The organism is Thermoanaerobacter mathranii subsp. mathranii str. A3 (assembly GCF_000092965.1).
Lineage (GTDB): Bacteria > Bacillota > Thermoanaerobacteria > Thermoanaerobacterales > Thermoanaerobacteraceae > Thermoanaerobacter > Thermoanaerobacter thermocopriae.
Genome location: NC_014209.1, coordinates 1,227,660 through 1,253,456 on the forward strand (window position 1 = coordinate 1,227,660; position 25,797 = coordinate 1,253,456).

A 25,797-nucleotide genomic window follows, 5' to 3' on the forward strand; every position below is an offset into this window, starting at 1 on the left:
TTATATTTCTCCTTTTTTGTAATAAAATAACCCCACAATAAGGGGTTATTCTATTATTGCATCAGGGGAGGATGTTATTTTATTATAAGCTAAATTGAAATTTTCTCTAATTTTTCTTTCAATCTCATCGGCAATTTCTTTGTTTTCTTTTAAAAATTGCTTTGCGTTTTCTCTTCCTTGCCCTAATCGTATATCTCCATAGGAATACCAAGCACCACTTTTTTCAATTATGTCTATACTTGTGCCAATATCCAAAATACTTCCTTCTCTCGAAATACCCTCTCCATACATTATATCAAATTCTGCCTGTTTAAAAGGTGGAGCAACTTTATTTTTTACAACTTTGACACGGGTTCTGTTTCCAACTATTTCATTTCCTTGCTTTATTGGATCTACTTTTCTCACGTCTAATCTTATTGTGGCATAAAACTTCAAGGCTCTTCCCCCAGGGGTTGTTTCAGGATTTCCAAACATAATTCCTACTTTTTCTCTCAGTTGATTTATAAAGACCACAATAGTTTTAGATTTACTCGTGACCCCTGCTAATTTTCTCAAAGCTTGAGACATCAATCTCGCCTGAAGTCCCACATGGCTATCTCCCATTTCACCATCAATCTCTGCTTTAGGTACCAATGCAGCAACAGAGTCTATTACAATTATATCAACAGCACCGCTTCTGACAAGAGCTTCTGCAATTTCTAAAGCTTGTTCACCAGTATCAGGCTGTGCCACTAATAAGTCCTCAATATTTACTCCTAGATTTTTCGCGTATACAGGATCAAGAGCATGTTCTGCATCTATAAAAGCACCCGTTCCTCCCATTTTTTGCGCTTCTGCTATCATGTGTAATGCTAAAGTAGTTTTCCCCGAAGATTCAGGACCAAAAATTTCTATTATCCTTCCTCTTGGAACTCCACCAACACCTAACGCAATGTCTAATTCTAGAGAACCAGTAGGTATTACTTCTACATTCAATTTTGCAGTATCTCCCAATCTCATTATAGAACCCTTGCCAAACTGTCTCTCTATCTGGCTTATAGCCATTTCTAAAGCTTTTTGCTTTTCTATCATTTATTATTTACCTCCTAAAAATACAAGGTATTGTATTAAATTAATTATATATTAATGGATAAAACTAGTCAATTTTTATTCCAAGAAGATATCTTCTCACCATGTCCAAAGCATGCAGTACAGTCCTTATTCGTATTCTGTCTCTATCGCCATGTAGCATTAATTTTTTTACATAGACTTTTTCATTGGTAGCAAAACCTACATACACTAATCCTACCGGTTTTTCAGGTGTTCCACCTGTAGGTCCTGCAATTCCAGTAGTAGATAGGCCGAAATCAGCATTGGCTAATTTTCTTATGTTCTCTGCCATTTCTTTTGCTGTCTCATGGCTTACTGCTCCATAAGATTCTAAAGTAGATTTTTTAACCCCTAAAATGTTTTCTTTCGCTTCATTGCTGTAAGAAACAATACCTAAATTAAAAATTTTTGAAGCACCAGATACATCAGTTATTTTTTTGGCCAATAAGCCGCCTGTACAAGATTCAGAAACAGCAAGAGTTAATTTGTCTTTTTGCAGCAATTTTACCACAATTTCTTCCATTTCTTCTTCATCAACAGCATATATGTAGTCACCAATTATCCTTCTAATCCTTGATTCCATATCTTCAATCATTTTTAAAATTTCTTTGTCATCATGTCCTTTTGCAGTTATTCTCAAAGTTACGTATCCGTCACCTACCAGAGGAGCAACAGTGGGATTAGAACTAAACAAAAGTGGCTTTACCATTTCCTCTACTTTTGATTCGCCTATACCAAATATTTTTATAACTCGAGACTTAATAATTTCGCTGGTTTTGCCTTTTAGGTAAGGATATACATATTCCTCAAACATTGGAATGAGCTCAGAAGGTGGACCTGGTAGGATAATTATAATTTTATCCTCCCTTTCTATTATACAACCAGGAGCTGTTCCATTCTTATTTGGCAAAATTCTTGCACCTTTTGGAAAAAGAGCCTGTTTGAAGTTATTCATGGTAGGTGTTTGCCCTATTTTTTCAAAAAATTTTATTATCTTCTCTTTCGCTTCTTGACTTTCTATAAGAGGAAGATCTAAAAAAGAAGCCACTGTTTCTTTTGTAATATCATCAACTGTAGGACCTAATCCACCTGTTGTTATTATAAGGTCAGAACGGTTAAAAGCAATATTTAAACATTCTTTTAATCTTTCTTCGTTATCTCCAACGTTAGTATGGAAATATATATCTATACCCAAAAGAGCTAATTTTTCAGATAAATACTTGGCGTTAGTATTTAAAATTTGTCCTAATAGTAGCTCCGTACCGACAGAAATAATTTCTCCTCTCAATTAAAACACCTCTTTAGTCTTTTAATAAATTTTTGGATTTTATAATGTAATCCACCCCTGAATAAATTGTTAAAATTAAAGCTATATATATCATTACAGTGTCAAAAGGAAAATTTATAAGACTAAAAGGGTAATTATTAAGCATCAATGCAATTACTGCTATCATTTGAAAAGTAGTTTTATATTTACCATAATTACTGGCAGCAATGACAATTCCCTTGTCAGCAGCAACAGTTCTAATACCTGTTATTAAAAATTCTCTTGCTAATATAATTGCCACAATCCAACTTTGAATGCGTTCCATTTGTACTAAAGCTACTAAAGCAGAAGAAACCATTATTTTGTCTACCAGCGGGTCTATGAATTTCCCTAAATTAGTTATTTGATTAAATTTTCTTGCAACATATCCATCAAATTTGTCAGTTAATGCTGCAAGTGCAAATATTCCTGCAGCTATAAAATCGTTGTAGGGACCTTTGACAAACATAAAAAACATAAAAACAGGAATTAAAAAAAGTCTTAACATGGTAAGTTTATTAGCTAAATTCATTAATATTCCCCCACCAAATCGTACTCATAGGCATCTGTTATAGTTACTACTACAAACTCTCCAGCAGTGAGCTTTTTGTCGCTTTTTACATAAACGACACCATCAATCTCAGGGGCATCCATGTAACTTCTGCCATAATATATTCCATCTTCAAAACCTTCAATTAGTACCTCTAACTGCTTCCCCACTTTTGAAAGATTATGTTGATAAGAAATTTCCTTTTGTATTTCCATTAGCTCTTGTTGTCTTCTAAGTTTTACGCTCTTTTTAATTTGGGGTTTCATATAATAAGATTTAGTTCCCTCTTCTCGCGAATATGCAAAAACCCCCACTCTTTCAAACCTTTTTTCTTTTACAAAATGTTTTAAATCTTCAAATTCTTCTTCTGTTTCTCCAGGGAATCCTACCATAAAAGTAGTACGTATTACCATATTAGGAATGGTTCTGAGTTTATTTATAACTTCCTCTATTTTTTGCCTAGTAGTGTGTCTCTTCATCCTTTTTAACACTTCATCATTAGAGTGCTGCAGAGGTATATCAATGTATTTTACTACTTTTTTATTTGCTTTGATTTCCTCTATAAGTTCGTCTGTAACACTGTCCGGATAGGCATAAAGCAATCTTATCCATTTTAAATTAGGAATTAAAGATAATTCCTTTAAAAGTTGAGGCAACATAAATTTTTTATAAATATCTATTCCATATTTTGTAGTGTCTTGAGCAATGAGTATAAGTTCTTTTGCACCTTTTTTGACGAGTTCCTCAGCCTCTTTTAGTATGTCTTCCATTTTGCGACTTCTGTATCTTCCTCTAATCCTTGGAATTGCGCAAAAAGAACAAACATTGCTACAACCTTCTGCAATTTTTAAATAGGCGTAATAATTTGGGGTAGTTAAAATACGTTGTATTCCTTCATCATTTAGTAAATTAGCGTGTCCATATTCTAAAACAGTTTTTCCTTTTTCTATTTCTTCTATCACTTCTGCAATTTTGGGAAAATCTCCAGTACCAATTACTGCATCTAATTCAGGAAGTTCTTTTAATAATTCTTTATTATATCTTTCAGACAAGCAGCCAGTTGCAATTAGGTATTTTAGCTTGTGTTTTTTGAGTTTTCCCATTTCAATGATATATTCTATTGACTCTCTTTTTGCATCTTCTATAAAGCTACAAGTATTTATAATAAGTATATCAGCCTCATTTTCATCATTTACTATGTTGTAACCTTTTTCTTTTAAAATTGCTATCATTTTTTCTGAATCAACTGTGTTTTTGGGACATCCAAGGGATATAATTCCTACATTTTTCATCTGCATTTCCTTTCTATTTTTAAGATTCTTCTAGTATTTTTTTTATTTCTTCTTTTGATAAAAGAATTTGTCTTGGCTTAGAACCATCATAACCGCTTATAATGCCTTTTTGTTCTAACTGGTCTATGATTCGGGCAGCTCTCGCATAACCGATTCTTAATCTTCTTTGTAACATTGAAATAGAGGCTTGCCCTGTTTCTAAAATTACAGAAATAGCATCTTCTAATAACTCATCTTCTTGTTGTTCAAAAGCTTTTCCATTTGTTTTTTCCTCAATTTCTATTTCTTCATACTGAGGATTAAAGTGATTTTTTAAGAAATTGACTATAGCTTCTACTTCCTCTTCAGAGATAAAAGCACCTTGAATTCGCATAGGTTTTGCTGCTCCTATAGGATTAAAAAGCATATCACCCTTTCCCAAAAGTTTTTCCGCACCTGCCATATCCAAAATTGTTCTTGAGTCAATTTGAGAAGATACAGCAAAAGAAATCCTTGAAGGAATATTAGCTTTAATAACTCCCGTTATTACATCAACAGAGGGTCTTTGGGTAGCAATGACCAAATGAATGCCAGCTGCTCTTGCCATTTGAGCTAACCTAAATATATATTCTTCTACTTCTGCAGGAGAGACCATCATTAAGTCAGAAAGCTCATCAATTATGATTACAATTTTATATAAGCTGTTTTCTTTGTATTTTTCGTTATAGCTGTCTATATCTCTAACTCCATATTGGGCAAATAAATTATAACGCTTAGTCATTTCTTGCACTGCCCAATTTAAGACACCGGCTGCCTTTTTAGGGTCTGTGACAACCGGAGTTAAGAGATGAGGAATGCCGTTGTAAATATTAAGTTCTACTACTTTTGGATCTATCAATATCATTTTCACCTGTTGTGGAGGGGCTTTGTATAACAAACTCACTATAAGAGAATTTATGCAAACACTTTTACCAGAACCTGTCGCACCTGCAATGAGCAAATGAGGCATTTTAGACAAATCTGCTATGACAATATTACCAGCGACATCTTTACCTAAACCAATTGCTAACTCTGATTTAAAATTTCTAAATTTTTTGCTATCTACTACTTCTCTTAAATAAACTGAGGCGATTTTATCATTTGGCACTTCTATTCCAATAGCAGATTTGCCGGGAATAGGTGCTTCTATTCTCACAGAAGGCGCAGCTAGACTTAAAGCAATGTCATCTGTTAAACTTACTATTCTGCTAACTTTTACCCCTGCACTAGGCTGAAGTTCAAACCTAGTAATCGCAGGCCCCTTTGTCACTTGGATAACTTTTGCATCAACTCCGAAGTTTTTAAGAGTGTTTTCTATTTTTTTTACTTTTTCCATTAACACTTCATTTTTTATTTTTGGTGGGGGAACTGCTTCTTTTAAAAGAGTTATAGGAGGAGGAAGATACTCGCTTTCTATAATCTCTTCTTTATCTTTAGCATCTTTTTCATAGACTTTTCTTTCTTCTTCTACTTGTTCAATTATATCGATTGTTCTGTTTTTTTCTATTATATTCATATTTTCTTCTAAGGTTGTAGAATCCTCCTGAGAAATTGGGGTAGAAATTACTTCCTTCTCATTGGATGTTTTTTTTATCTTTTTTTTACGTTGACTAAATTTTTGATAGGAAGATTCCATTAGATTTACGATAGATACATTTGTAATAAGCACTATAAAAATTGCCAAAGAAGAAAACAATAATATATAACTTCCTGTGATACCCAAAAGTTTTACTAGAAAATATACCAGTAGGGCAGCAACAACTCCTCCACCCATCTTGTTTATACCATGAGTGTAAGCGGCTAAAATATAATTTTTTAATCCCTCATTAGAAGGGAAATAATACAAATGATCTAAACTTATGAGGGTTAGAAAAAGCCCAAAAAGTGCCGCAGCTTTGTTTAATTTTATAAAATCTCGATTATTAAAAAGGAACATCAATGCAAATACTAAAAGTAAAGCAGATACAACATAAGAACCTATTCCGAAAGAGCCCTTTAAAAAAATTTCTATGTTTTTGCCAATTGTTCCTGTTGTATCAGTATATAGACTCAAGAAAGAAATTAGGGTAAAAGCTAAAAATATAATTCCAATGATTTCGTTTTTGAGAGGCTTTTGTTTTTTGTCAATCATAATATCACCTGTTTATAAATTTCTTCTATAAAAATTTTAGTATTAATTATGTAAAATAGCAACAAAAAAATAGATGTGCTGATTTTTTAACACATCTATTATAACACAAAAATTTTTCTAATAAATACTTATTATGCTTCCTGGAGTATATTTTGTGTCTAGATAATCAAAAGGATTAGTAGAATACATGCTTTGAATTAGGTAATTTCCATTTGAGAGTTTTTCTACTACTAACTGCTTATTTCCCATCTTTAATTCTATGTAATTAGTAGGTATATCATCTCTTTTTTCAAAAATTACTTCATAGGGAATTATTGTATATAACATTATTCTTCACCTTTTTTCTTTTCCCTCTATGATATTGTGTAACATATTTAAAGCTTCTTTAATACCCCCTATTTCATCAATTAAACCATAATCTACTGCTTCTTTTCCGACTAAAATTGTTCCTATGTCATTGGCTAATTCTCCAGTTTTAAGCATAAGCTCCATAAAAGTCTCTCTTTTTATTTTTGAATTTCGCACAATAAACTCAACTATCCTATCTTGCATTTTATTGAAATAATCAAAAGTCTGTGGAACTCCAACTACCATTCCTGTCATCCTGATAGGGTGTATTGTCATGGTTGCACTTGGTACTATGTAAGAATAATTTGCAGAAACTGCTAGAGGTACCCCAATACTGTGACCACCACCTAGTACTATAGATACAGTAGGCTTAGAAAGGCTTGCTATCATTTCTGCTATAGCAAGACCTGCTTCCACGTCTCCTCCTACAGTATTTAATAAAATCAAAACTCCTTTTATATTAGGATTTTCTTCTATCGCTACTAATTGCGGTATTATATGTTCGTATTTTGTGGTTTTGTTTTGTGGAGGTAGTATCATATGGCCTTCAATTTGTCCTATTATAGTGAGACAATGAATATTACTTTCAAAATTTGGTAAGTTTGTCTGGCCTAAATTTTTCAAATTTTCTTGAACAGGTGGTAAAGTTTGAGGTTGTTTTGTTTCTTCACTTTTTAAAATACTCATCTTTATCACTCTCCTAATATTAGTATAAGAAAAAAGCGCAATAGTATGCGCTTTCAAGTCTTTTAAAGATTAAATTCCTCATGTAGCACTCTTACTGCTTCTTCAGCTTTATCTTGACTTACAAGACAAGAAATAGTATTATGAGAGTCAGCTGTTTGATAAATTTCTATATTATGCCTTGATAATGCCCTAATTACCCTTGCCATTACTCCTGGTACGCCCCTTATTCTGTTACCAATTATGGAGACTTTCGAGCAATCAGTTCTGTAAGAATATTTTATGTTATTTTCTTCAAGGAGCTTTTGTAACTTTTTAAAATCCCCTTCTGATATTGTAAACACTTGTTTTTCAGGAAAAATATTGATAAGGTCAATGCTTATTTTTTCTTCTGCAATCTTTTCAAATAGATTTTGTGTATTTGCATTATTTTCTATTACGATTTGGACCCTGTGGTCCATATTAGCAATTCCAGTGACTAATTTGTCTATATCGTAAATATTGTCGTAAGCTTCATTATATTGAGTTATAATAGTGCCTGGACTGTCTGACATAGTATTTTTTATAACAAGTGGTATATTACCTATCATTGCTATTTCTACGGCTCTAGGATGTACCACTTTTGCTCCTTGCTCTGCAAATTGGAATACTTCGTTATAACTTATTTTTTCTAAAATATGAGCTTTTGAAACAATACGAGGATCTGCTGTCATTATCCCATCTACATCTGTATATATTTCTACTGCAGAAGCTTTTAAAGCTACACCTAAAATAGCAGCAGTTGTATCACTGCCTCCTCGCCCTAATGTAGTCAAATCCCCTTTTTCTGTCATTCCTTGAAAACCTGCCACGATAGGAATAATTCCCTCTTTTAAACTTTCTAATAGCCTTGTTGGTTCTACTTTTATAATTTCCGCATTGCCAAAATTATCATCCGTTATAATGCCTGCTTGTCCTCCGGTAAATGCTTTTGCTTTATATCCTTTTTTTAATAGAGTCGCAGCAAAAGTCACACTAGAGATTATTTCGCCGCAATTCATCAATAAATCTAATTCCCGCTTTGAAATATTGTTATCTATTGACTTAACCATGTTTATTAGAGTGTCTGTGGCATAAGGATCTCCCTTCCTTCCCATTGCGGAAACTACTACTACAACGTTAAAACCGTTTTTTATTGCCTCAATTACTTTTGAGGCAGCCTTCTCTCTCCTCTGAGGTGTTGATACAGAAGTTCCACCAAATTTTTGTACCAATATTCTCACGTTCTCATCCTTTCCTTTTGAAGGTATCTGAGTTGAGACATTTTATATTATTATACTTCATTAAAGTGATAAAGAAAAGTAATATTTTCAATAAAACCTCCTTTTCTTTTCTTCAAACTCCACAATAAGCATATCATCACCAATTTTTCTTATAGAGTCCCAACTTATTTCAATATAATTGGTCTTTCCCCTAAATAACCCCCCTGATTCATATACTATTATTGAATGAATCCTTCCTGTTTCTTCATCAATAACTAAATCTGAATCTTCTACTAATCCCCATCTTCTTCCATCCGTTAAATTTACAATTTCTTTATTTCCAAATTCGCTTAACCTCATAGAACCCCTCCTTATATACCGGTATGACCAAATCCTCCCTCATCTCTTTTTGTTTCTGAAAGGATTTCTGTCTCTACTATTGTTGGTCTTACTATTTGATTGATTACCATTTGGGCAATTCTTTGACCTCTTTTGATTTTGACTACTTCTTTTCCTAAATTTATGACTATTAATTTTATTTCCCCTCTGTAATCAGAATCAATTGTGCCAGGAGTATTTAAAAGGGTTATTCCATAATTTAAAGCTAAGCCACTTCTTGGCCTTATTTGGGCCTCAAAATTTGGAGGAAGTTCAATTTGTATACCTGTTGGAATTAGTTTTATTTCACCAGGCTGTAATATGACTTCCTCTTTAACATTAGCATATAAATCCATCCCAGCGGCACCTTCACTCATATAAGCAGGCAAAGGCAAATCTTTAGCATCATCAGTTTTTTTAATCTTAAGTATTATTGACATTTTCTAACCACCCTTTATCTCTTTTGTTTAATTTTCCAACCACGGCTATGCTCATGTCAGCAGGATTTATAATTTCTCTGGCTAACTCATTTATTTCTTCGTAAGTTAAGCTATCTATTGTCTGAAGTATTTCATCTACAGTATGCACTTTATTAAATAAAAGCATGGATTTTCCTATTGTGCTCATTCTACTGCTTATACTGTCTAAATCCATTAATACGTTTATGCGAAGTTGTTCTTTAAATTTATCAATCTCTTCTTCTGCTAAGCCTTTTAAATGGACTTCTTCTATTTCATTTAAAATTAAGTCATACACCTTTCTAAAATTATTAGCGTTCATACTAGCAAAAATAGAAAAAACCCCAGCATGGTGATAGGTAGAAGGATAAGAATAAATCGAGTAAACTAGTCCTTTATCTTCTCTTATTTTTTGAAACAATCTTGAACTCATTCCTCCACCAAAAGCATTATTTATAATGGCTAAAGCGTATACTTTCTTTAAGTCATAAGTTATCCCTGGTAGACCAATGCATAAATTTACCTGTTCAAAATCTTTTTCATAAAAAGCTTTGTTTTTATGCCAAATAGGAGAAGTTAATTGAGAAATAACATTAGTTTTTTGAATTTTTGATAAATATTTTTGCAGTATTTCATAAATATCATCGCCAAAATTTCCAGCTATCGAGATGACTATGTTATCTTTGTTATAATGGGAATTATAATAATCTACAATCTGTCCTTTGTTTAGCTTCTTAACAGTAGAAAAAGTACCAAGTACAGGAAAAGATAAAGGATGCCCTTTCCATATTGTTTTTGCTAAAAGGTTGTAAGCTACGTCTTCAGGAGAATCTAATTCTGTCAATATTTCTTCATATATGACTTGCTTTTCCTTTTCTATATCTTCTTCTTTAAAGGCAGGATTAAATACCATATCAAAGAGTATATCAATGCCTTGCTTTATGTGGGTGTTTAAAACTTTTATATAAAAACAGGTACTTTCTTTTTCAGTAAAGCCGTTTAACTGTCCACCAATACTATCCGTTTCTTCCGCAATTTGCCTTGCACTTCTTAGCTTAGAACCTTTAAAAACCATGTGCTCTATAAAGTGAGATATTCCATTTATAGATTTATGTTCATACATGGACCCGGTTTTAATCCATATCCCTATGTATACAGAATATGCGTGAGGAATTTTACAAGTTACGACTTTTATACCTTCAATAATCTTTCGTTCATACATTTTTGTCCTCCTTTGCAAATTTAATTATTATTATAGCAAATTTAATTGTTATCTACAATTACCTCAGATACTTTAGTTATTTTATAACCTTTTTCTTTAAGCTGGTTTATTATCTGAGGTAATGCTTCCACAGTATTTTTAGTAGGGTGCATTAACACAATAGCGCCGTTGTGATATTTACTCATAACTCTATCTACAATTGTCTGAGGACTTGGATTATTCCAATCTATAGTATCCAAACTCCAGAGAATGACTTTATATCCTAATTGTTCTGCTACTTTTACAACTTCATCATTGAAATCCCCATACGGTGGCGCAAAAAGAATAGGCTTTATTCCTGTAATTTTTTCTAAAATTTCACTGCTTTTTTTTATATCTTCTTCATATTGTTGTCTACTTAAATTTGTGTATTTCACATGCGTATATCCATGGCTTCCAATCTCATGGCCTTTTTGATAAATATCTTTTACAACATCAGGATTTTTTTCTGCCCATTTTCCTTCAAAAAAAAATGTGATATGGACATTGTTATCTTTAAAAATATCTAACATTTTTGGTATGTACTCATCTCCCCATGCTACGTTGCAAGCAAAAGCAATCTTTTTTTCTTTTGTATCTCCTTTATAAATTGGTTCATCTACGTTAAAGACAGAAACACTCCGTGTAATTATGTAAATTAAAAAGAGGAGCAACAATATTGCTATGGAAAGAATAATCCAAAAGCTTTTTTTAGGATATTTTATATAAAATATTTTCATTATAACACCACCCGTTGATATTCTCACTTTAATTTTATTCAAACAGGCAGCGAATATATTACTAAAAAATAAAAAACATAAACCGTTGGGGCGGTTTATGCCTTTACTTTCTTTTCTCTTCCTCTTCATCAGGTAACGCATCTTTCCTTGAAAGGCTTATCCTACCTTGTTTATCAATATCAGTAACTTTTACCAATATGTCATCTCCAACCTTAACTACATCTTCTACCTTTTGGACGCGCTTTTTAGAAAGTTTAGAAATGTGGACAAGGCCTTCTTTACCAGGTGCGATTTCTACAAACGCTCCGAAAGGTGTTATTCTAAGCACTTTCCCTAAATAAATTTCTCCTACTGTTATATCTTTTGTTATAGCCTCAATCATTTGCTTAGCTCTTTCACCCGATTTTAAATCAGAAGCAGTAATGTATAATCTACCGTCTTCTTCTATATCAATTTTCACTCCAGTTTCTGCAATAATTTTACTTATGGTTTTGCCAGCAGGTCCGATTATATCCCTAATTTTTTCGGGGTCAACTACCATTCTTATAACACGAGGTGCATATATGGATAACTCTTTTCTCGGCTCTTTTATAACTTCTAACATTTTGCTAAGGATGTATAACCTACCCTTTCGAGCTTTTTCTAAAGCCATTTTTAAAATTTCTTTGTCAATTCCAGGAATTTTTATATCCATTTGTATCGCTGTGATTCCTTTTTCTGTACCTGCTACTTTGAAGTCCATATCCCCTAAAAAGTCTTCAATCCCTTGTATATCAGTGAGTACAGAAACTACATCTCCTTCTTTGATAAGCCCCATAGCCACTCCTGCAACTGGAGCTTTTATTGGAACTCCCGCATCCATTAAAGCTAAAGTACTGCCACAAACACTAGCTTGAGAAGTAGAACCATTAGAACTTAAAACTTCTGACACTAATCTTATGGTGTAAGGAAATTCCTCTTCAGAAGGAATTACCGGTTCTAAAGCTCTTTCTGCTAAAGCTCCATGACCAATCTCCCTTCTACCGGGGCCTCTTAAAGGTCTTACTTCTCCAACACTGTAGGGTGGGAAATTGTAATGATGCATATATCTTTTTGCTTCTTCATCTCCTATGCCGTCTAAAATTTGAATGTCTCCTAAAGCACCTAAGGTTGCTACTGTCAATACTTGAGTTTGCCCTCTTGTGAAAATTGCAGAACCATGAGTTCTGGGTAACACTCCTACTTCACACCATATTGGCCTTATGTCGTCAAGACCTCTACCATCTACTCTTATTTTTTCTTCTGTTATCATTTTTCGCATTTGTTCTTTCATTATATTGTAAAGTACTTCATCTATATCAGCGAGATTGTCGGGATATTCTTCTTTAAAGTACTCTAAAACCTCTTGTTCAACTTTATCTAAGTTATCGTTCCTCTCTTTCTTTTCAGGTGTTCTTAGCGCTTCGTATATTTTTTGTGTAGCATATGCTCTTACTTTTTCTTCTAGTTCTTTGTCTATTTCATGTAAAATCACTTCGCTTTTCGGAACCCCTACTTCTTTAACTATTTCCTCTATAAACTCTACAATTTGTTTGATGTATTCGTGAGCATACATAATAGCTTCTAGCATGGTTTCCTCAGGTACTTCTTTTGCTCCTGCTTCCACCATTACAATAGCATCTTTTGTTCCTGAAACTACTAAATGCATTAAGCTTTTTTCTCTTTGATCATGGTTAGGATTAATTACAAACTGTCCATCCACCAATCCTACTGCCACCGCACCTGTTGGACCATTAAAGGGAATATCAGAAATTGAAAGAGCAACCGAAGAACCGATCATCGCGACTATTTCTGGTTGTACATCAGGGTCAACAGACAATATTGTAGCTATAATTTGTACGTCATTTCGATAACCATGTGGAAATAAAGGTCTAATGGGTCTATCAATTAATCGAGCAGAGAGAATTGCCTTTTCACTAGGTTTCCCTTCTCTTTTTATAAAACCCCCAGGAATTTTACCGACAGAGTACAATCTTTCTTCGTATTCAACGGTTAAAGGAAAAAAGTCAATCCCTTCTCGGGGTTCTTTTGAAGCACAGGCAGTAACTAAAACGACGGTATCACCATATTTCACCCAAGCTGCTCCATTTGCTTGCTGAGCTACTTTTCCTGTCTGAACTATCAGCTTTCTCCCTGCTAGTTCCATTTCGAAAGTTCGTTCTTCCATGTTATCTCCTCCTTTCGTAAAATTTTATAGAAAATAGAGCGAGGTATCTCGCTCTATTTTCTTAAATCTAATTTTTCAATAATGGCACGATACCTTTCCATATCTGTTTTCATTAAATAATTTAACAATGCCCTTCTTTGCCCAACCATTTTAAGAAGACCTCTTCTTGAATGATGGTCTTTTTTATGAACTTGCAAATGAGCATTTAAGTTATTTATTCTCTCGGTTAAAAGGGCAATTTGAACTTCTGGAGAACCTGTGTCAGTATCATGGCGTTTAAACTTATTGATTATTTCAGCTTTTTTCTCTTTGTCTAGCACTTTTTTCACCTCCATCTTTTAGAATACGCCTTACGCGTAGAATACCGCCGGAGATACGGTATTCTACGCGTAAGGTAAATTCGCTATTTTATTTTATCACATAATGTTTATGTTGTAAAATATTTTTAAAGTTTTTAGCATAATTAATATCTTTAAAAACTTGTTGTTGTAAAGCTTCTACGTTTTGAAATTTAATTTCATCTCTTATTCTTGTGATAAATTCGATTTCTAAATATTTATCATATAAATTTTCATTGTAATCTAAAACGTAAGATTCGACAGAAATGTTCGTGCCGCCAAAAGTAGGCTTAGAGCCAACATTTGTGACCGCTATATAAAATTTGTCTTCAATTTTTACTCGCGTCACATATACTCCTGTTTTTGGCAAAACTAAATCTTCCGATATTTGTAAATTAGCAGTAGGAAAACCTAATTTTCGCCCAATTTCTTGTCCATGGATCACTTGCCCTTGCAAAGAGAAAAAACGTCCTAATAACTCATTGGCTTTCTCAATTTTACCAGATTTTATTAATTCCCTTATATAGCTGCTGCTTACTACAACACCTTCCCTTATAACTGGAGGGACAACATAAACTTTATATGAATATATTTTGGAATATTTTTTTAATGTATCTACACTCCCTAAAGCTTTGTAACCAAATCTATAATTATATCCTGCTACTGCTATTCTAATGTTTAATAGCTCCACTAAAATTTTTATTATAAATTCTTCAGCGGTTAATTTAGAAAAATTTTCAGTAAAGTCAAAGAATATCCCATAATCAAGGTTAAATTGCTTTAAAATTTCTACCTTTTTTTGATAAGTAGTTATAAGCTCTGATGGCTTGTCAGGGGTTAAAATTTTTGAAGTATGCTGCTTAAATGTGAAAACAGCACTTGTTAAGTTGTTTTTTTTAGAAAGAGATATCGCCTGTTTAATTAATTTCTGGTGACCTATATGAACCCCATCGAAATTGCCTAAAGCAATTACCTTGGCCTCTTTGCATCTTGATGCACTGCTCTCATCAATAATCTGCAAATTACCATTTCCCCCTCAAAGAAGTCTTTTGGGACGGATTTTATTTCTTTCCGAAACTCCAATACCGAGAAACTTGCCATTATTATCATATAATTTCAAAAATGAAGTTTCAATAGAATGTCTATTCGAAATAAATTGACCTTTTAAAATTTTTTCAGCTTCTATTTTGTTTAAGTGTACAGAAGGTAATTTAATAAACTTATCTATTGGCTGTAATGAAGGCTTTTTTTCTTTTATTTCTTCAAGAGTATAAGCATCTTCTATCCTAAAAGCACCAACCTCTGTTCTTATCAACATAGACATATATCCCGGCATGTTTAATTTTTCGCATATATCTCTTACTAAAGCTCTCACATAGGTGCCTTTAGAACATTTCACATCTATCAAAACTTGATAAGGTGACTCATACTCAACTAAGTCAATATTGTATATAGTAACTTCAATAGGTGGGATATCAATTATCTTTCCTTCTCTCGCATATTCATATAATTTTTTTCCTTTTATTTTTTTTGCAGAATATATTGGAGGAATTTGCTTTATCTTTCCTTCAAATTCCCTTAAGACTTGCCTTAATTCTTTCTCCTTTAAAAATCTTACAGGTCCGCTTTTTATAATTTTGCCACTTTTATCTAAAGTATCTGTACTAAACCCAAAAGTTATTTCAAATCTATATCTTTTATCTTGTTCTACCAGGTAAGAGACAAATTTAGTAGCGCCTCCTACGCAGACAGGTAGTACTCCTGCTGCATCTGGGTCTAAAGTTCCTGTATGTCCAACTTTTCGTGTGTTGTAGATTTTTCTGATAAAATCTACAACATCGTGAGAAGTCATACCAGGTGGCTTTAAAATGTTGAGTATTCCCTCCAATTTTTATCCCTCTAATTCTTTGAATATTGCCTGTAAAATTTTTTCTTTGGCTTTTTGAATATTTCCTTTGATGCTACATCCAGCAGCCCTAACATGGCCTCCACCACCAAAAATATTTGCAATTTTATTTACATCTACCTTTTCTTTTGACCTTAAACTAATCTTTATCTCTTCTTCTTTTTCAACTAAAAGTACTGCTACTTCTACCCCTTCAATATTTCTAGCATAGGTGATAATATTTTCTATGTGCGAAAGATTAGTGTCAGTTTCTTCAAAATCCTTTTTTAAAATTTCCATATAAGCAACTTTTCCCTCTTTATATAAGGCTAGGCTATTTAAAGCCTTTCCCAAAAGTTTTGCTTTGTTAAATTTAAGAGTATTAAAAACTTTATCTGCTATTTCTTTAAATTTAGCGCCATTGTTTATTAAGTCCCCGGCTATTTGATGAGTTATAGAAGTAGTTGATTCGTACATAAATCCACCACTATCTGTCAAAATTGCTGTATAAAAGCATGTTGCTATTTCTTCATCAAATTCTACTCCTAACAATTTAACAATTTGATAGGCTATTTCTGCTGTCGCAGCTGCGTTAGTATCTACATAATTCAATTTGGCATATAAAGTATTTGAAATGTGATGGTCAATATTAATAGTTACAGCAGAAGTTTTTAAAAGTTCTTTGGCACTGCCCAATCTTTCTTCGTCAGCACAGTCAAAAATCAAGACTACGTCTGCCTCTTTATAAAATGGTCTTGTTATTTTATCTATACTAGGAACAAAATTGTACATTTCAGGAATTTCATCATCTATGAATGCCTCTACTTCTTTTCCCATTTTTTTTAAAACTTTATACATTCCTGTAACAGTACCTATAGCATCTCCATCAGGTGCTATGTGAGATATTACAATTACACTTTTAGCGTCTTTTATGTGATTTACTGCGTCAATTAATATCAATTACCATCACCCTCTTGCTTATTGAGTTCTTTTAATATTTCAGAAATATGAGCCCCATATTCTATAGAGTGATCTAACTCAAAGATGATTTCAGGAGTATATCTCATTTTTATTCTCCGTCCAATTTCGTGTCTGATATATCCAGCTGCACTTTTCAGCCCTTCAAAAGTTTCACGTTTATCTTCTTCATTTCCGTAAATACTTACATAAACTTTAGCATATCTCAAGTCTTTAGTAAGTTCTATATCAGTTATACTAACCATTGCTTTAATTCTTGGGTCTTTAATTTCTTCTAAAATCATTTTACTTATCTCTTTTTTTATTTCTTCTGAAAGTCGATTATTCCTGTACTGCATTGTATTCATCCTTTCAACGAGGAATTTCTTCCATTTGATAAGCCTCTATTATGTCACCCTCTTTTATGTCGTTGAATTTCTCTATACCTATACCGCATTCAAATCCTTGTTGTACTTCTCTCACATCATCTTTAAATCTCTTTAAAGAAGCAATTTTACCCTCATAGACTACAATACCATTTCTTATTATACGTACATCGGCATTTCTTAAAATTTTACCACTTAACACATAACAGCCAGCTACATTTCCTACACCAGGTACCCTAAAAACGGCCCTAACTTCAGCTCTTCCTAACTCTACTTCTTTATATTTTGGCTCTAACAGACCTTTCATAGCTGCTTTAATATCTTCAATAACATCATATATAATTCGATAAAGCTTTATATCTACCTTTTCTTTTTCTGCAAGATTTTTAGCATTTGTCTCTGGCCTTACATTAAAACCTATTATTATGGCATTAGAAGCTGATGCAAGCATAACATCCGTTTCAGTTATTGCGCCTACTGCTCCGTGAATTACCTTTATTCTAACTTCTTCGTTGCTTAAGTCTTCAATGGATTTCTTTAATGCTTCTACTGAACCTTGAACATCAGCTTTTATGATAATATTTAATTCTTTTACGCTACCTTCCTGTATTTGACTAAATAAGTCCTCTAGTGAAACTTTTTGCTTTCGTTTAAGTTCCATTTCTTTTTGAAGTTCTTTACGTCTTTCTGCCAATTCTCTTGCTTTTTTTTCTTCCTCTACTACTATGAGCTTATCTCCGGCTTCTGGTACTTCAGAAAAGCCCAAAACCTCCACTGGCGTAGAAGGCCCGGCTTTTTTAATTCTTTTCCCCTTGTCATCAAACATTGCCCTTACTCTTCCATAGGTGGTACCCGCTAAAATAGCATCTCCTATTTGTAAAGTACCATTTTGTACAATTACGGTTGCAACAGGACCTTTTCCTTTTTCTAACTTCGCTTCTATTATAGTACCTCTTGCTGGCTTATTCGGATTAGCTTTTAAATCTTCCATTTCAGCCACCAGCAAAATCATTTCTAAAAGATTATCTATACCTATATTTTTCTTTGCAGAAACAGGTACACAAATTGTATTTCCTCCCCATTCTTCTGGCACTAACCCTAGCTCACTTAGCTCTGTCTTTACCTTATCAGGATTTGCAGTCGGCAAATCTATTTTGTTTATAGCTACAATCATAGGTGCATTGGCAGCTTTCACGTGGTTTATTGCTTCTACTGTTTGAGGCATAACACCATCATCTGCAGCTACGACTAAAACGACAATATCTGTAATGCTGGCTCCTCTTGCTCTCATAGCAGTAAAAGCTTCATGGCCAGGCGTATCTAAAAACACAATTTTTTTGTTATTTACCTCAACTACAGAGGCACCTATATGCTGTGTGATTCCTCCCATTTCTTTCATAGTGACATTTGTATTTCTAATGGCATCTAATAAAGAAGTTTTACCATGGTCCACATGGCCCATTACAGTAACAATAGGTGGACGAGGTTGCAAATCTTTTTCATCATCAGGCGCTTCTTCTAACAACAATTCTAATTCATCTTTTACTTCTTCTTTATCCACCAAAAATCCATATTCTTCAGCAATTTTAGATGCATTTTCAAAATCAATCTGTTGATTTACTGTAACCATTATTCCTTTTGCAATTAACTTTTTAATTATCTCTGTAGGATTGACTTTCATTTTTTCTGCTAACTCTTTTACAGTCAAAAACTCGGGAATAGTGATTATTTTAATTTCGTCCTCTTGTTTTTCCTCTGTTAAAATCACTTTTTTGTTATTCTTCTTATTTTTCTTACCACCTTTTTTGAAACTCTTTTTGTAAGCTCTCTCTTCTTCCAAATCCTCTAAATTATCTTCAAATATATCTTCTTCCTGTTGATTTATTTCATCCGTTTGTTGTGGTTTGTCACTTAGTAAATCCATGATTAAGTCTACTTCTTCATCTTCCAACGTACTCATGTGGTTTTTAACTTTTATATCCAAATCGTTTAATCTGGATATAAGGTCTTTACTAGATAAATTCAATTCTTTTGCTAATTCATAAACTCTTGTTTTAGACATTTTATTCACCTCCATAATTTTCCTCCTTTGCAGCATCTAGTAATACTTTTGCTAATCCCTCGTCTGTAATGCCAATTACCCCGACTATTTCTCTTCCTATCGCTTTTGCCAATAGCTCTTTTGTGGAATATACAATATAGGGGACTTTATTTCGTTCACACATTGTAGCAAACTTTTTAAAAGTATTCTTTGACACGTCAGTGGCCAATACCACTAAAAAGATTTTTTTAAGTTTGAGGTACTTATCCACACTATAATTGCCAGAGACAAGTTTACCGGCTTTTTTACTTAATCCGAGCATAGAATGAAATCTGTCATTCTTCATCCACTATCTCCCTCTTTAATTGTTCGTAAATTTCATCAGAAATTGGTACTTCTAGAGCTTTTTCTAATCTTCTATTTTTAAAAGCTTTTTCAAGACAATTTATATCTTTGCAAATATAGCAACCTCTTCCCGGTACTTTTCCTGTTAAATCTACCTGTACAATTGAATCTTTTGCTCGTCTTACAATGCGTATTAATTCCTTTTTCGGTTTCATCTGCTGACAGCCTAAGCACATTCTCATTGGAACCTTTTTGGTCTTCATCTTTTCACCTCACCTAACTTTTTACCATTGATTCACTTTTTATGTCTATTTTCCAACCTGTGAGCTTTGCCGCCAGCCTAGCATTTTGTCCTTCTTTTCCAATTGCTAAAGAAAGTTGGTAATCAGGCACAATTACTCTTGCTACTTTTTCTTTCTCATCTAAAATTTCTATACTTAACGCTCTTGCTGGACTTAAAGCATTTATTATGAATTCCTGAGGTTTTGAACTCCACTTGACTATATCTATTTTTTCTCCCTTTAGTTCATTGACAACAGCTTGTACTCTTGCTCCTTTATATCCAACACAAGCTCCTACAGGGTCTACATTTTCATCTCTGCTAAAAACCGCCATTTTTGTCCGTGAACCAGCTTCTCGGGCAATGCTCCGGATTTCAACTATTCCTTGTTGAATTTCAGGTGACTCCAATTCAAATAATCTTTTTACAAGTCCTGGATGTGAACGAGAAATCAAAATTTGAGGGCCTTTAGTAGTCTTTTTTACTTCTACAATATACACTTTAACTCTGTCACCTGGTGCAAAAGTCTCCCCTGGAATTTGTTCTGCTGGGCCTAGTATTGCTTCCACTCGGCCTAAATTAATGAGTACATTTTTTTTATCTGCTCGGGTTACAATCCCTGTTATTACTTCTGTTTCTTTGCTCAAAAATTCTTCATAAATCACATTTCTTTCTGCTTCTCTAATCCGTTGAATCACAACTTGTTTTGCGGTTTGCGCTGCAATCCTGCCAAAATTTTTTGGCGTTACTTCTATATCAACTATATCTCCTATTTGATATTTTTTGTTTATTTTTCTCGCTTCTTCTAAACTTATTTCTAAGAGGTCATTGTAAACCTCTTCCACCACTGTTTTTTGTGCATAAACTTTTACATCACCTGTTTCTCTATCCATCACAATTTTAGCATTTTGCGAAGACCCATAATTCTTTTTATAAGCAGAAACTAAGGCAGCTTCTATCGCTTCAAACATTGTATCTTTTGGTATTCCTTTTTCTTCACAGATCGAATTTAAAGCTTCTATGAATTCTGTGTTCATTATTATTTCCCCTCCTTAATTTTAAAACTTTATTACTGGTTTAACAAGACTTACATTCTTCATATCAAATTCCTTTCTTTCACCGTTATAGAGAATAATTATTTTATCTCCAGTAAACTCTATAAGTTCCCCTTCAAACTTTTTCCTTTTATCAATAGGAGAATATAGGGATATTTCTATTTCTTTTCCGATATTTCTTTCAAAATCTCGTGGTTTTTTAAGAGGTCTATCCAAACCTGGAGAAGATACTTCTAAAATATAGCTATGTTCTATTGGATCTACTTCATCTAATCTATCGCTTAAATACTCACTAACCAATTGACAATCATCTAAAGTAATCCCCCCTTCTTTATCTATATAAACTCTCAAATACCAGTTATTCCCTTCCTTTTTGTATTCTACATCTACTAGCTCAAAATTATTTTTTTCTAAAATAGGCGTTACTAAGTCCTTTGCAATTTGTTCTATCTTGGACATATCCTATTCTCCTCCTAAAATTTTCTATTTTTGTTATATAAACTTATATAAACTAAAGAGTGGGGAACCCCACTCTTTTTTGCAAAAACTCTATGTTGACATAACAATTATAACATACACCTTTTGCCAACGCAACACTAAAATAAACTTAATTGATTAGATTCTGGCAAATCATTTAAGCAGCCATATTTTCTTAATATTTCTATAACTGTTTTACTGACCTTTGTTCTGTTTCTAAAATCTTCAACAGATAGAAATTTACCATTTTCTCTTTCTTGTGCAATTGTTTTGGCCGCTTGTATTCCTACACCTTCTAAAGAATTAAGAGGTGGCAATATTCCTTCATTAGTAATCAAAAATTTGACTGCATCAGATTTATATAAGTCTACATTTATAAACTTAAATCCTCTTAGGTACATCTCTAAAGCTACTTCTAATACTGTTAAAAGGCTTTTTTCTTTAGGACTAGCATTATTTCCTTTCGCTTCTATCTCTTTTATAGCATTTTTTATGCTGTCTCTCCCTTTTAATACAATATCCAAATTAAAGTCATCTGCTCTAACAGTAAAGTATGTAGCATAAAAGGCTTCTGGATAATGAACTTTAAAATAAGCAATTCGAAATGCCATTATTACATATGCCACAGCATGGGCTTTAGGAAACATATATTTTATTTTTTGGCAAGACTCAATAAACCAATTTGGAACACCGTGTTTTTTCATTTCCTCTATTTCTTCTGGCGTCACACCTTTGCCCTTTCTTACATTTTCCATTATTTTGAAGGATAATTTTTTATCCATACCTTTGCTTATCAGATAAAGCATTATATCATCTCTTGTAGATATTACTTCTTTTAATGTAGCTATTCCTTCTCTTATTATGTCCTGAGCATTGTTAAGCCATACATCAGTGCCGTGAGAAAGTCCGCTTATGCGTACTAGTTCTGCAAAAGTAGTAGGACGAGTCTCAATAAGCATCTGTCTTACAAACTTCGTTCCGAACTCAGGCAATCCCAAAGTACCCACAGGAGTATTTAGTTCTTCAGGGTCTATTCCCAATGCTTCTACGCTGGTGAATAAGCTCATAGTTTTCTTATCATCCAAAGGAATCTCTCTTGCATTAACGCCGGTTAAATCTTCAAGCATTCTGATAACTGTAGGGTCATCATGCCCTAAAATATCCAGTTTTAAAAGCCTTCCGCTTATTGAATGGTAATCAAAATGAGTCGTTATAACATCAGTGTCTTCTGCATCTGCAGGATGCTGTATTGGAGTAAAGTCGTAAATGCTCTTGTCCTTTGGCACTACCATTATTCCACCTGGATGTTGTCCTGTAGTTCTTTTTACCCCTGTGCATCCCATAGTAAGCCTTTTGATTTCTGACTTATGAACTACTAAACTACGCTCTTCAAAATATTTTTTCACAAATCCATAAGCAGTTTTATCTGCTAAAGTTCCAATAGTACCTGCTCTAAAAACGTGTCCTTTTCCAAAAAGTTCTTCTGTATACTTATGAGCAATAGGTTGGTATTCTCCAGAAAAATTGAGGTCAATATCGGGTTCTTTATCTCCTTCAAACCCTAAAAACACTTCAAAGGGTATATCAAAGCCATCCTTCTTCATCAAAGTACCACAGTGAGGACAAATTTTGTCCGGCATGTCCACACCACAACCATAGCTTCCATCAGTTATAAACTCGGAATACTTGCAATTTGGACAAACATAATGAGGAGGCAGTGGATTAACTTCTGTTATTCCACTCATAGTAGCCACTAAAGAAGAGCCTACAGAACCTCTAGAGCCAACCAAATACCCATCTTTTAAAGACTTAGACACTAATTTCTGAGCTATAATATACATGACTGCATATCCATTGTTAATTATAGAATTTAATTCTCTATCCAAGCGATTTTGTACTATTTCTGGCAAGGGGTCGCCGTATATTTCATGAGCCTTATCTAAAGTAAGCTTCCTTAATTCTTCTTCAGCTCCTTCTATTACGGGAGGGAATGTTCCATCTGGTATGGGTTTTACTTCTTCTATAAGGTCAGCAATTTTATTAGGATTATCAATTACAATCTCTTTCGCTACTTCTTCTCCTAAATATTCAAATTCTTTTAGCATCTCATCGGTTGTTTTAAAATAAAGAGGCGGCTGCCTATCTGCATCCTTATATCCTTTTCCTGCCATTAAAATTTTTCTGTATATATCATCCCACGGATCTAAAAAGTGTACATCTCCCGTTGCTACCACTAATTTATTGTATTTTTTACCTAAAAGATAAATTCTTCTATTTATTTCTTTTAATTCTTCTACGCTTTTTATTTCTCCTTTTTCAATTAAAAACTCATTATTTCCCACAGGTTGTACTTCTAAATAATCGTAAAAAGAAATAATATTCTCTAGTTTCTTTTCCTCTAAATTAGATAAAATCGCCCTAAAAACTTCCCCTTGTTCGCAAGCAGAACCAATGATAAGACCTTCTCTCATACTAATAAGTAAACTTTTGGGGATACGAGGTGTTCTATGGAAATATTCTAAATTAGATTTAGAGATTATTTCGTATAAATTTCTCAATCCTCTTTGGTCTTTTACCAAAATTGTAACATGGTAGACAGGCAATTTCTTTATATCAACTTCACTTTCTCTCAATATATCATTTATATCTTTCACCTTTTTTACTCCTAATTCTTTTAATCTATCGATAGTTTTTATAAATATTTCAGCAGTAGCTCTGGCATCGTCTACCGCTCTGTGGTGGTGTTCCAGTTTTACCTGTAAGTGTTCAGCCAAAGTATCTAGTTTGTAATTTTTCAAATCTTTATATAAATGCCTACTTAGTTCTAAGGTATCTAAAACCGTATTGTTCACATTTAAATTAAATTTTTTAGCTTTAGATTTTATAAAAGACACATCAAAATTTGCATTATGAGCCACTAAAACACTGTTAGAAGAAAACTCCAAAAATTTAGGTAATATTTCTTCTATAGAAGGAGCATCTTTAACCATAGATTCGTCAATTCCAGTAAGTTTGGTTATAAAAGAAGAAATAGGAATTTTGGGATTAACAAAGGTTTCAAAAGTATCTATTATTTTGCCTTCTTTTATTTTTACTGCACCAATTTCGATTATTTCATCATTTATATTGGAAAGACCAGTCGTCTCTATATCAAAAACAGTAAACTCATCATCTAAGGTAGAGTCTGTATCTCCCATTACAATAGGTACACCATCATCCACTAAATAGCCTTCTACACCGTATATGACTTTTACTCCATATTTATAGGAGGCTTCCATCGCTTCTGGATATGCCTGTACAACTGCATGGTCTGTTATAGCAATAGCTTTGTGTCCCCATTTTGCTGCTCTTTTAATCACTTCTGTTGCAGAGGCTACCGCATCCATACTGCTCATTTGAGTGTGTAAGTGAAGCTCTACTCTTTTTTTCTCACTTAGATCTTTTCTCTCTTTTGGGGATATCAGCTGCAGGTCTTTTAAACTTATTACTAAATCTCCTTCATATTTATCGTAGAAAACTTTCCCCCTTAACTTTATAAAACTGCCTACTTGGATATTCTCTTTTAAAGAATTATACTTTTCCTCAGTTAAAAAGGCTTTTACAAGTATTGATGAAGTATAATCAGTTATATCAAAAGTCATTAAAATTTTAGATTTTAATTCCTTAAATTCGAGAGAAAAGATTTCACCTTCAATTATTGCTTCTTCTATATCTGCAGTAATATTTTTAATAGATATCGCTTCAGCTTTTATTTCTTTTCCTAAAAGTATTTGGGAATGTCCTTTGTCCTCCCTTTCAGTTGTATTGACATCTTGTTGTTTATGACCATTTTTAGTAATTTCTTCAATAACTTTTATATCTTCCTCCCTTATGATTTTCCCCATTGTGTCTTGGAGTTCCTGTAAAAGGATCACATTTATTTCTGTTTCAATTCCATATTTATCCTTTAAAAATTTCCTAAGAGCATAGTCAATTCTATTGCTCTTTATAAATTGGTAGACTACTTCATTAGGAGCTTTAATTATTATCTTTTGATATTCTGCTACTACCTCACAAGTTTTTAAAAAACCAAGAGAAGCCGGATGTTCTTCACTCAGTTTTAAAATTATTTCTTCAAAATTATCTATTATGTCCTGAAGGCAATTATATTTCTCTTCCCTTTCTACTACAACTTCCACTTCTTTAATCAAAGGAAATTTGTTAAGCAAAAAATCCTGAAATTTTCTAAACTGTGAATTTGCATTATTGTTAGAGGATACACTTACAATTAATTTTCTCTCTTTTTTTAACAGTTTTACTTTTTTTATTTCAAATTCCTGCAGAAATAATGCTGGAATCATAAAATCCCTCTT

24 protein-coding genes are annotated in these 25,797 nt (G+C 33.1%); all 24 read right to left on the bottom strand.

Translation table 11 applies throughout. The features are described from left to right. Positions 1-45: 45 nt before the first annotated feature. Positions 46-1,071 carry a recombinase RecA gene (recA, locus tag TMATH_RS06070; RefSeq protein ID WP_012995226.1) on the bottom strand — a complete coding sequence of 342 codons (1,026 nt, stop codon included), beginning with the start codon at positions 1,069-1,071 and terminating at the stop codon, positions 46-48. A gap of 64 nt (positions 1,072-1,135) precedes the next feature. Beyond that, positions 1,136-2,377, bottom strand: a complete 1,242-nt coding sequence (locus TMATH_RS06075; RefSeq protein ID WP_012995227.1) for a competence/damage-inducible protein A — start codon at positions 2,375-2,377, stop codon at positions 1,136-1,138. A gap of 13 nt (positions 2,378-2,390) precedes the next feature. Further along, entirely contained in the window at positions 2,391-2,927 is a 537-nt protein-coding gene (gene pgsA, locus TMATH_RS06080; RefSeq protein WP_012995228.1) for a CDP-diacylglycerol--glycerol-3-phosphate 3-phosphatidyltransferase, read from the bottom strand. After that, positions 2,927-4,237 (bottom strand): 30S ribosomal protein S12 methylthiotransferase RimO, encoded by a 1,311-nt coding sequence (gene rimO, locus TMATH_RS06085; RefSeq protein WP_012995229.1) that lies wholly within the window; start codon positions 4,235-4,237, stop codon positions 2,927-2,929. The genes pgsA and rimO overlap by 1 nt, the downstream gene beginning before the upstream one ends. Before the next feature lie 19 nt (positions 4,238-4,256). Beyond that, entirely contained in the window at positions 4,257-6,386 is a 2,130-nt protein-coding gene (locus tag TMATH_RS06090; protein ID WP_013150320.1) for an FtsK/SpoIIIE family DNA translocase, read from the bottom strand. Positions 6,387-6,503: 117 nt separating this feature from the next. Then, positions 6,504-6,713: a YlzJ-like family protein gene (locus tag TMATH_RS06095; protein ID WP_013150321.1), complete on the bottom strand. Its 210-nt coding sequence runs from the start codon at positions 6,711-6,713 to the stop codon at positions 6,504-6,506. 6 nt (positions 6,714-6,719) lie between these two features. After that, positions 6,720-7,421 (bottom strand): ClpP family protease, encoded by a 702-nt coding sequence (locus TMATH_RS06100; protein WP_012995232.1) that lies wholly within the window; start codon positions 7,419-7,421, stop codon positions 6,720-6,722. 62 nt (positions 7,422-7,483) lie between these two features. Next, the gene (dapG, locus tag TMATH_RS06105; RefSeq protein ID WP_013150322.1) at positions 7,484-8,680 is read right to left on the bottom strand and encodes an aspartate kinase; all 1,197 of its coding nucleotides are present in this window, start codon (positions 8,678-8,680) and stop codon (positions 7,484-7,486) included. An 87-nt stretch (positions 8,681-8,767) separates the two neighbouring features. Then, positions 8,768-9,019, bottom strand: coding sequence for a YlmC/YmxH family sporulation protein (locus tag TMATH_RS06110; RefSeq protein ID WP_012995234.1), 252 nt, complete (start codon positions 9,017-9,019; stop codon positions 8,768-8,770). 11 nt (positions 9,020-9,030) lie between these two features. Further along, entirely contained in the window at positions 9,031-9,477 is a 447-nt protein-coding gene (gene dut, locus TMATH_RS06115) for a dUTP diphosphatase (RefSeq protein WP_013150323.1), read from the bottom strand. Next, complete coding sequence (locus TMATH_RS06120; protein WP_012995236.1) at positions 9,461-10,717, bottom strand: M16 family metallopeptidase; 1,257 nt, start codon at positions 10,715-10,717, stop codon at positions 9,461-9,463. The genes dut and TMATH_RS06120 overlap by 17 nt, the downstream gene beginning before the upstream one ends. Before the next feature lie 41 nt (positions 10,718-10,758). Next, entirely contained in the window at positions 10,759-11,475 is a 717-nt protein-coding gene (locus TMATH_RS06125) for a polysaccharide deacetylase family protein (protein WP_012995238.1), read from the bottom strand. Between the two features lie 103 nt (positions 11,476-11,578). Next, the gene (locus tag TMATH_RS06130; RefSeq protein ID WP_013150324.1) at positions 11,579-13,681 is read right to left on the bottom strand and encodes a polyribonucleotide nucleotidyltransferase; all 2,103 of its coding nucleotides are present in this window, start codon (positions 13,679-13,681) and stop codon (positions 11,579-11,581) included. Between the two features lie 53 nt (positions 13,682-13,734). Continuing rightward, complete coding sequence (gene rpsO / locus TMATH_RS06135) at positions 13,735-14,001, bottom strand: 30S ribosomal protein S15 (RefSeq protein WP_012995240.1); 267 nt, start codon at positions 13,999-14,001, stop codon at positions 13,735-13,737. Between the two features lie 88 nt (positions 14,002-14,089). Further along, positions 14,090-15,040: a bifunctional riboflavin kinase/FAD synthetase gene (locus tag TMATH_RS06140; RefSeq protein WP_012995241.1), complete on the bottom strand. Its 951-nt coding sequence runs from the start codon at positions 15,038-15,040 to the stop codon at positions 14,090-14,092. 15 nt (positions 15,041-15,055) lie between these two features. Next, entirely contained in the window at positions 15,056-15,907 is an 852-nt protein-coding gene (truB, locus tag TMATH_RS06145; RefSeq protein ID WP_012995242.1) for a tRNA pseudouridine(55) synthase TruB, read from the bottom strand. A gap of 3 nt (positions 15,908-15,910) precedes the next feature. Then, positions 15,911-16,864, bottom strand: coding sequence for a DHH family phosphoesterase (locus tag TMATH_RS06150; RefSeq protein WP_012995243.1), 954 nt, complete (start codon positions 16,862-16,864; stop codon positions 15,911-15,913). Further along, positions 16,861-17,220: a 30S ribosome-binding factor RbfA gene (gene rbfA / locus TMATH_RS06155; RefSeq protein ID WP_012269355.1), complete on the bottom strand. Its 360-nt coding sequence runs from the start codon at positions 17,218-17,220 to the stop codon at positions 16,861-16,863. The genes TMATH_RS06150 and rbfA overlap by 4 nt, the downstream gene beginning before the upstream one ends. A 13-nt stretch (positions 17,221-17,233) precedes the next feature. Further along, positions 17,234-19,324: a translation initiation factor IF-2 gene (gene infB / locus TMATH_RS06160; RefSeq protein ID WP_012995244.1), complete on the bottom strand. Its 2,091-nt coding sequence runs from the start codon at positions 19,322-19,324 to the stop codon at positions 17,234-17,236. Further along, the gene (locus tag TMATH_RS06165; RefSeq protein WP_012995245.1) at positions 19,311-19,634 is read right to left on the bottom strand and encodes a L7Ae/L30e/S12e/Gadd45 family ribosomal protein; all 324 of its coding nucleotides are present in this window, start codon (positions 19,632-19,634) and stop codon (positions 19,311-19,313) included. Before TMATH_RS06165 ends, infB begins: the two co-directional genes overlap by 14 nt. Then, on the bottom strand, positions 19,624-19,896 hold the full coding sequence (rnpM, locus tag TMATH_RS06170) for an RNase P modulator RnpM (RefSeq protein ID WP_012995246.1): 273 nt from the start codon (positions 19,894-19,896) through the stop codon (positions 19,624-19,626). Before rnpM ends, TMATH_RS06165 begins: the two co-directional genes overlap by 11 nt. 13 nt (positions 19,897-19,909) lie before the next feature. After that, positions 19,910-20,950: a transcription termination factor NusA gene (gene nusA / locus TMATH_RS06175; protein WP_012995247.1), complete on the bottom strand. Its 1,041-nt coding sequence runs from the start codon at positions 20,948-20,950 to the stop codon at positions 19,910-19,912. Positions 20,951-20,971: 21 nt separating this feature from the next. Then, positions 20,972-21,427: a ribosome maturation factor RimP gene (rimP, locus tag TMATH_RS06180; RefSeq protein ID WP_012995248.1), complete on the bottom strand. Its 456-nt coding sequence runs from the start codon at positions 21,425-21,427 to the stop codon at positions 20,972-20,974. 137 nt (positions 21,428-21,564) lie between these two features. Beyond that, positions 21,565-25,785, bottom strand: coding sequence for a PolC-type DNA polymerase III (locus TMATH_RS06185; RefSeq protein WP_013150325.1), 4,221 nt, complete (start codon positions 25,783-25,785; stop codon positions 21,565-21,567). Positions 25,786-25,797 lie beyond the last annotated feature (12 nt).